Annotated in this window: 7 protein-coding genes; 6 read left to right on the top strand and 1 reads right to left on the bottom strand. The window is 60.3% G+C overall.

Features of this window, described 5'->3' with window-relative positions; all coding sequences use genetic code 11:
* The 6 genes from ACMZPQ_RS19215 to ACMZPQ_RS19190 all read left to right on the top strand — a co-directional run.
* The coding region (locus ACMZPQ_RS19215; RefSeq protein WP_495495856.1) for a DUF2345 domain-containing protein at positions 1-363 on the top strand (363 nt) is incomplete at its 5' end.
* The gene (locus tag ACMZPQ_RS19210) at positions 353-1,282 is read left to right on the top strand and encodes a DUF4123 domain-containing protein (protein WP_197584026.1); all 930 of its coding nucleotides are present in this window, start codon (positions 353-355) and stop codon (positions 1,280-1,282) included. The genes ACMZPQ_RS19215 and ACMZPQ_RS19210, both read left to right, overlap by 11 nt.
* A 26-nt stretch (positions 1,283-1,308) precedes the next feature.
* Positions 1,309-4,203, top strand: a complete 2,895-nt coding sequence (locus ACMZPQ_RS19205; protein ID WP_312646576.1) for a T6SS effector BTH_I2691 family protein — start codon at positions 1,309-1,311, stop codon at positions 4,201-4,203.
* A 14-nt stretch (positions 4,204-4,217) separates the two neighbouring features.
* On the top strand, positions 4,218-4,946 hold the full coding sequence (locus ACMZPQ_RS19200) for a putative type VI secretion system effector (protein WP_197584029.1): 729 nt from the start codon (positions 4,218-4,220) through the stop codon (positions 4,944-4,946).
* A gap of 73 nt (positions 4,947-5,019) precedes the next feature.
* Positions 5,020-5,733 (top strand): putative type VI secretion system effector, encoded by a 714-nt coding sequence (locus tag ACMZPQ_RS19195; protein WP_312646573.1) that lies wholly within the window; start codon positions 5,020-5,022, stop codon positions 5,731-5,733.
* 77 nt (positions 5,734-5,810) lie between these two features.
* Complete coding sequence (locus tag ACMZPQ_RS19190; protein ID WP_312646571.1) at positions 5,811-6,557, top strand: putative type VI secretion system effector; 747 nt, start codon at positions 5,811-5,813, stop codon at positions 6,555-6,557.
* 44 nt (positions 6,558-6,601) lie between these two features.
* Here the strand turns inward: ACMZPQ_RS19190 and ACMZPQ_RS19185 are convergent, their stop codons facing one another.
* Positions 6,602-7,822 (bottom strand): multifunctional CCA addition/repair protein, encoded by a 1,221-nt coding sequence (locus tag ACMZPQ_RS19185; RefSeq protein ID WP_197584030.1) that lies wholly within the window; start codon positions 7,820-7,822, stop codon positions 6,602-6,604.
* Between the last annotated feature and the right edge of the window lie 86 nt (positions 7,823-7,908).

Here is a 7,908-nt window from a genome sequence, read left to right as displayed (position 1 = left end):
CAGGAGCGCGGCATCGCGCTGCACGCCGCGCAGGGCAAGGTGAGTGCGCGTGCGCACAAGAACCAGATGATCGTGGCGGCCAAGACCAAGGTACGCATCGCCAGTACCGAAGCGGACGTGCAGCTGTCGGCGCCGAGCAAGCATCTGCTGGCGACGGCGGCAGGGGCCTATATCCGGATCGAGGGCGACAACATCGAGCTGGGGGCGCCGGGAAAAGTGGAGTTCAAGGCCAGCCAGCGGGATTGGGTGGGGCCGCTGATCAGTTCGGAGGAGACCGACGTTCCAGCTGGGCAGTTCAATGGCTGCGAGCCGCACTTGAACGCAGCAGTATGCCGACAGGAAGGGTGCGCCGATGTCGGTTGAATCGTTGTGCGAACAGCTGATCGGTATCGATCGCAGCAGCGCAGGGCAATGCCACCTGCTGATGCAGCCAGCGGTAGAGCGATGCGAGATGGACGAGGCTTTCGATGCGCTGCTGGACTCGGCTGGGATCCAACCCGTTCCGATCACCATTCGGCAGATACCGGCAGCCATGTGGCCTTCCCTGATCCCGCTCGACCTGAGCAGAGGCATGCATTCCCTGCTGTCCGGCCAGGCGATGGCAATGGCGATGGAGCAGCGCTCCGTGACGTCGTTACTGACCGGACGCCCGCAACGCGCGTGTGCCTGGCTTTGGACGCCATTGCTGCCCCGGCATCTGGCCAACCAGCTTGCCGCGCAAGCGATCGCTCACTGCCCGCACGCCCAAGGTCGAAAGCGGTGGCTACGCTACTACGATCCCATGGTGACGGACCTGTTCCTGCACACCTCATCGCGTTCGCAACGGGCGTATCGGTTTGCGGGCGCCACAACGTGGACATTCCTGGATTGCTGGGGGCAATTGACCATCAACAACATGGTCGCGCCCGCGCTGCCCGGCGACCCCACCGTCTCCTGGTCGGAGGTGGAATGCATCGGCGCATTGAACCAGGCCTGGATCAATGCGCTGCAGACCGGCGATCTGCCCGACCGTTCGACCTTCGCACACGTACAACGTTGTGTAGAGGAAGCGCACCGTCGCGGCGTGGCCAATGGACATGAGCTCGATCTATTCGCAAAGCATGCGATCTCCTTTGGCCCTCATTTCCACCGCCATCCCATCCTTCAGGCGCTGCTGGCGCAGGTGGAGCAGGGCGAACGGTACGACGAACTGGCATGGCGCATTGAAGACGCAGAGTGGCAGGACATACGCGCGGCAGCGTCGGGACACGCAGCTGCGATCAAGGGAGGGTTGCACACATGACGCAGCATGGTGAGGAAGGAAACGACGTGAGCGGTTCCTATACCGGCAGCAGCAACAGGGGAGTTCGCGGCAAGGACAGCCAAACCGTATCTGACCTTCCTGTTGTTACCGCCGCACCGCCGGAGTCGCAGAGCCGCGCGGTCTGCGACATCTGCCGCTCTACCGGGCTCGCCATTCTGCCGGTGCGCTATACCTTGGTGCCCGACAGTTGTGACGTCGACCTGGGCGGCCTATCACCCTCGCATGTGCCCGACGCTGACATGAGTGCAGCGGGACTTGAGCATGCTCTCAGGACCATGCGCCAAGGCATGTTGTACCTGTACTACGAGAAGGGGCCTTACGGCCCTCAGTACTGGGAATGCTACGCCATTGCCGAAAACGGTACGTTGTGGCGGCAGCCTTCCGCAATGAGCGCCCGCCCCATCGTCGGAGCAGGGCTGCCGAGCTGTGGGCGCAGCGGTCACGACTACATGCGCACCGAGTTCATCACCATACCGCGTCCCGATGTGTGCGGAACGGTCTGGCTCGCCTACTCCCAGCACCCTTGGACACTCGCGACGCTGGATCGCTATGGATCCGACCCCGCGCTGCGCGCCGAGCGGATGCAGCCGATCGAGCCTGCCAGATGGATCAGGTCGGCGAGAGCGGAGGGCGACCAAGCACCGTTGAAGGATGCCGCTGGGCTGGCCCCAATCATGGAATATCGGTTGCTGGACAATCCCTCTGGCGATCCGCCGGATCTCCCTCACATCAGCGCGCTCCCGGCGGCTTCCACGCTGGATGGAGCACTCAACGTCGCACGGCTGCGAAAGCACGGCACGCGTTACCCATGGTCACGGCGGGATTACCCCCGTAACGGCGGTATCGACCCTCGCGAACAGCGCTTCAAGCTGCTGCAGCAACATAGCAGCAACGGGCGAATCGGCAGTGATCGCCAAGAGTACCCGCCCATGCTGTTGGGATTGTGGGACGCGGTGGGTGCTGTGCATGAGCTCAGTGGCTTCTGCAATGATCTGGCTGCCTGCATCGGCCAGTTCAAGCAGGAGCGCGAGCTGGAGGTTTCAGCGGTTGACCAGATCGAACAGATCTCGCGGTTGCTGGAACTCAACGGCGCGGTGATGGCGGGCAACTATGCAGCGCAGACCGTGCGGGAGGAAGAACGGCAGCTCCGCCTCGGGAATCCCTCACTGCCTTCATGGGACCCGAGAGTGAAGATCTCCGAGGAGGAAAAAAAGAAGCGGGAGCAGGCATACAAGGACATGTTTCTGCCGCTCTATCTGCAGGATGCGCAGGACGCGTGGAAGAACAAGTATTGGCCGCTGATTGATGAGCCCCGCTTTACCGCGTTCAAGAAGAACATGGATGCAATGGCGCAGATGGTGCTCGACCGGTTGGGCCCAGAGATGGCTGTGCTGGTTGCCTGGCTCCGTCATGATCTGTTTCTGGCAACGCTGGAGGACTTTGACGGCCAGTCTGCGGCGCAAGGCGTGTGGTACGAGGAAGTAATCACCGATGCCATTGCGGCGCTCGGCATGCACGAGATCGGCCGTGCATTTCTGACTGAATCGGCCAACGACACAAAAGTTACCGGAAGAGGCTCCCTGCTCTGGCGAGCTATCGCGAAGAACCAGGAAGAGGCTCGCAAGGAGCTGGAGCAGACACTCTCGGCGGCGCAGGTCGGGGCCGACACAATTCTTGAGGTGACGGGCGCAAGCTGGGCGGCATTCATTGCAGGCACCGCACATCTGAAGTCTTTCTTGAGCCTTTACCGCAAGTTGGAGGTGGCGCAGAAGGAGGCTGCGCCCTCCACCGCCAGTGCCCGCATCCTTCGGGACAGTGGCGTTGATCGCTTCGTCACTACCGCAGGTGCGTACCTTCTGAGTCGATTTCCAATGAAGGGCATCCAGGACACTGTCGGCAATGCCATGGTCCGCGTTGTGCTCCTGACGCGAGCATTGATGGAACGCGACGAGGCGATCAGCCTGGTGGCCGAAGAGCTGAGCAGCGGCCAGCAGGGCAAGCGCTATTTCCTGGAGCGCATCCAGTTCTATCGCAAGAAGGGGAGTGCACTGCCGATGCAGTTCGCGCTTCGAGATCTGGAGCTGCACCATGGCGCGCTGGCGATGCGCAAGCGTTGGCAGGCAGCGGCGGAAAGCAGCCGCAATGTCGTCCGTTTGAATTCCCTTACGGGCGTGTTGGAGATGGTGAATTTCATCCATCTGGCAACCAAGGTGGATAAGGATACGCGTGACTACGCAACGTTACTGGCGTCCGGCATGTCGCTTGTGGCTGTGTATACCAGTGTGCATGAAGCGGTAGCCAAGGGCTTCTTTGGGGAGGGCAGTGTCAGTGCCATTCGGATGAAGGTAGCCGGCAGTGTGCTGGCGGGAGCGGGTAGTTTTATTGGGGCAGCCTACAGCTTGTCGGACTTCAAGAGTCGGCTTGAAGATGGGCGGCGCTGGTCTGCCGCGGCTTTGCTGATGAAGGCAGGGCTAACGTCAGCGGTTGGTAGTGCGAACTTTCTCACCGCGCTGGCCTATTCCTCTCCAGTTCTAGAGCGTCATCTGGGGCGAAACAAGTTGAGTTTAGGTCTTCGTGGGTTGAGGGCCGGGATAGAGGCTGCGGTCGCGAGGGAAGGGGAACTCGTTTTGTCCAGTCAGGCTATGAAGCGCGTTGGCACTTGGATACTGCGCTTGGGCGGTTGGGAGATTACGTTGGCACTGCTTGTGATTGAAGCGACCGTGTGGGCAATCAGCCCGAACGATCTCGAGAAGTGGTGCGAGTCCAATGTATTCGGGAGGGCAGCTAGTAAAGTTCCTCCCTCGGCCAGCGATAGTAGGAACCGGCAGGTGGCCGTTCTGAAGCAGAAGGACGCGTTTGACAAGGCAATCGGGAAAGTAACTACGAGGTCGCAGTCGTGAAAGGCGTACATTACATGGATGTTCCGAGCAAAATTCCGCTGGATACAGCGTCTGGAGTGATCTCAGAAATTTTCGTTGAACATGCGTTCGAGGATGTTCTGTCCCGTTCTGACGATCGAGAGCAAATGGCCTCAGTGGGTGTAGTTGCAGCGGCGCTTGGCTTGAGCGGGCCATCAGCAGGCATGGCCGTGATGTCAAGCGAAGGGGGGGCGGAGCCAGTGGTGCGCGTCAGGTTCATGCTGGGAGATCTATCGGTGTCTGCGCTGCTGTGGAACTGGCCGTTCAGGGAGGGGCAGAGCGTTAGAGTGGTGGGCAATCGATGGCCCGACGGAACGTTTTTTGCGATCTCTGTATTGGACGAGGATGAGAGGCTGATCGTTTCCTATCCTCATGTTACGGCAGGCAGTACCTCGCACTGGCTGCGTGTCTTCTGGATTTCCTTGGCGATCTCAGTTGTTTGGTGGGGTGGGGCGGCTATTCTCGCAACTGCCTTTGTTTGGGACGTAAAATCCGATATTAAGTTCGAAGTTATTTCTGGCGCCTGTATTGCCGGAGCCTCAATTTTTGGAGTGATTGGATGGAGGATCGGGCGTCGTCTATCTGGATTTGCGAGGATGGCAGACCGCGTATTCACTGCGCTGGATTGGCGCGATCCCACGAAGATTAATCTCAGGTCTGGAAAGTTCGCTCAGGCGCGAAAGGGCGATTCTTCCGGCGTTGGGGATACCTACTTCAGATACTAGTTGCTATCAAATAGGCAGTGTGGGGGCGCTATTAGCTTGGTTTCGATCCGGCCCGTCAAGGAGTGGTACGCAAATGAGTGACGGCAAAGAGGCTCGACTTGAAATGGAGAGCGGAGTTATCTCCGGCCTCAAGGTTCAATACGTGATGGAAGACATTTTCTGGCGAGAAGGCGATCGCGTAGGAATGGCTGCGACCGGTGCGCTGTCCGCCGCATTAGGTCTCAGTGGTTCGGCTGCCGGCTTGGCGATGATGTCCGCAGAGGAAATGGAAGAGCCTGTTGCAAAGGTTGAGTTTATGCTCGGCGAGGTGAATGTTGAAGCGCTGCTTTGGAACTGGCCCTTTGAAGAAGGGGCTTTTGTCAGAGTGGTTGGAACGCGAGATAGTAATAGGGGGTTCTTTGCTTTGTCGGTGCTTGATGAAAGCATGAAGTTGATCGTGTCTTATCCTCATGTGAGTGCAGGGACTTGGGCGCACTGGGTCTCGGTGGCCAAGTACTCTGTTGTATTTGCCGCTACGTACTGGGCTGTTTTTTTGGGTTTGCTATCTGTTACCACATCTTTGCCAAATCAAGTTCTGATATATGCCTATCTTGGAGGAATTATTGTTTCTGGCGCGGTTGGTTATAGGGTCGGTCGCAGATTCTCCCGCTTTGCAAGGATGGCGGACTCTATATTTGACACTCTCGGTTGGAAGCGGGGGGCGTCAATTAATCTTCGAAGAACAACCAAGGCGAAGCGGCAGGATGGCGACCATCCAGCCTTGGGTGATACGTACTTCAGATATTGAGAGGGCTTCAGTTGTCCGGATTCGAAGGCTTCAGATAAGCACGCTGCCAGAGTTTGGCATTTTCCAGGCGGATTGCAGTGAATCGTAAACGTAAGCCGGGCTCGACCGGCAAGGTGCTGTTCGAGACGGAAACCGGCATCATTTCCAATCTGCGGGTCAGACATGTGGTGCAGAACGTATTCTGGCGCGACGGGGATCGCGAAAAGATGGCGGCCACGGGCGTCGCAGCCGCAGCGCTGGGCCTTAGCGGGCCCGCCGCTGGCATGGCGATGATGTCCAATGAGGAAACGGAAGAACCCGCTACGAGAGTGGAATTTCGCTTCGGCGAAATGCTGGTGAAGGGGTTGTTCTGGAATTGGCCCTTCAAAGAGGGCGACTCCGTGCGGGTGGTCGGGCGTCGGGACAAGGTGGGGAACTTCATTGCCTTGTCCGTGCTCGATGAGCAGAAAAGACTCATCGTTTCTTATCCGTATGTCAGTTCAGGCAGCTGGGCTCACTGGATCGCGGTGGCCAAGTACTCGCTGGCGCTATCTGTTCCCTTGTACATGATCCAGATCGGATTTTTCGTGCTCGATGCTCTCACGGGAGACGGACTGGCACCCTTGGAGATGATCGCGGACGCATACTTGATATGCGTTCTGGTTTGCCTCTACCTTGGATACAGAATTGGCCGCCATTTCACGCGGTTCGCAAAAATGGCCGATGCGATATTCGGAACGTTGGGTTGGCCCAATGCAAAGCGCATCAATCTGCGACGCATCACCAAGCAGAAGCGTCAGCCGGGCGACCACCCCGCCTTGGGCGATACCTATTTCAGGTACTGACCATCAGCGACTGACACCGCGCCTTCCCAGCAAGCCGCACATTCCTATCGCGCTGCCGCAATCGCCTTCACCCTGGCCCTCGCCAGCGCCTCGCCCACCGCAGGGCCCTTCAAATGAACCAAATCCAGGTCCCGCGCCTGTACCGACAGCGCCGCCTGGTGCAGGCGCTTGAGCGTTTCACCCTGCGGGTATTCGGCGTCCTCAAATCCCAGCCGGCCCCGCTTGTCGGCCTCACAGCACAGCGCGATGCGCGCCACGCGTTCCGGCCGGCGCAACGCATCGCAGCGGCCCAGTAGTTCCAGTACGGTGGCATCGCGTAGTTCGTCGATGCGATGCACGTTCAAGTGCTCGCGGCAGACCGCTTCGGCCAGCTGCTGGTGCTCGGTGGGAATCTTCAACCGCGCGCACAATGCCTTCAGCGGCTTGATGCCGCGCTGCTCGTGCATGATGTGGCGCGGCCATTCCTCCGGCGGGGTCAGGCCCTTGCCGAGGTCGTGGGTGAGCGCGGCGAAGCCGACCAGGTCATCACCCGGCGCCAGTTTCGCGGCCATGTCGCTGACCATTTCCTGGTGGATGCCGGTGTCGACCTCCGGGTGGAACTCCGCGCGCTGTGGCACGCCGTACAGCGCTTCCAGCTCGGGCAGGATCGGGCCCAGCGCATGTGCGTCATGCAGGGTGCGCAGGAACGCGGAGGGCTGTGCGCTGGCCAGCGCCTTGCGCAGTTCCTGCCAGACACGTTCCGGTACCAGCGCATCCAGCTCGCCGCTGGCGGCGACTTCGCGCATCAGTGCCATCGTCTCCGCTGCAACGGTGAAGCCCAGCGGTGCGAAGCGCGCCATGAAGCGCGCCGCGCGCAGCACGCGCAGCGGGTCTTCAACAAAGGCCGGGCCGACGTGGCGCAGTACGCGCTGTTCAAGATCACGCACGCCCGCATAAGGATCAACCAGCGAGCCGGTGTCCTCGTCGCAGGCAATCGCATTGATGGTGAAATCGCGGCGCTGCAGGTCCTCTTCCAGCGTCACCGCCGGATCGGCATCGACCACGAAGCCACGATAGCCGCGGCCGGATTTGCGCTCGGTACGCGCCAGCGCGTACTCCTCGCCGGTCTTCGGATGCAGGAACACCGGAAAACCGCGACCCACGGCGGTGTAGCCCAGCGCCTCCATCTGCGCGGGCGTGGCGCCGACCACCACCCAGTCGCGGTCGCCGGCAGGACGCTGCAGCAGGCGGTCGCGCACGGCGCCGCCGACAAGATAGATCTTCATGGGCGCGATCATCGCATGGTAGAGCCGGCCGCTGGCCGGCAACCCGGGAACATGGGTCGAGGGGCGGCCCCCGGCCCGCCCCCCCC

This window comes from Stenotrophomonas maltophilia, from assembly GCF_047497515.2.
Classification (GTDB): Bacteria; Pseudomonadota; Gammaproteobacteria; order Xanthomonadales; family Xanthomonadaceae; genus Stenotrophomonas.
The sequence above is the reverse complement of the archived record's forward strand: the minus strand, read 5'-3'. Positions and strand labels throughout refer to the sequence as shown.

Coding starts and splice junctions, on each gene's coding strand:
- ACMZPQ_RS19200 (WP_197584029.1), top strand. CDS start 4,218: ATGGATGTTCCGAGCAAAATTCCGCTGGATACAGCGTCTGGAGTGATC.
- ACMZPQ_RS19210 (WP_197584026.1), top strand. CDS start 353: ATGTCGGTTGAATCGTTGTGCGAACAGCTGATCGGTATCGATCGCAGC.
- ACMZPQ_RS19185 (WP_197584030.1), bottom strand. CDS start 7,822: ATGAAGATCTATCTTGTCGGCGGCGCCGTGCGCGACCGCCTGCTGCAG.
- ACMZPQ_RS19195 (WP_312646573.1), top strand. CDS start 5,020: ATGAGTGACGGCAAAGAGGCTCGACTTGAAATGGAGAGCGGAGTTATC.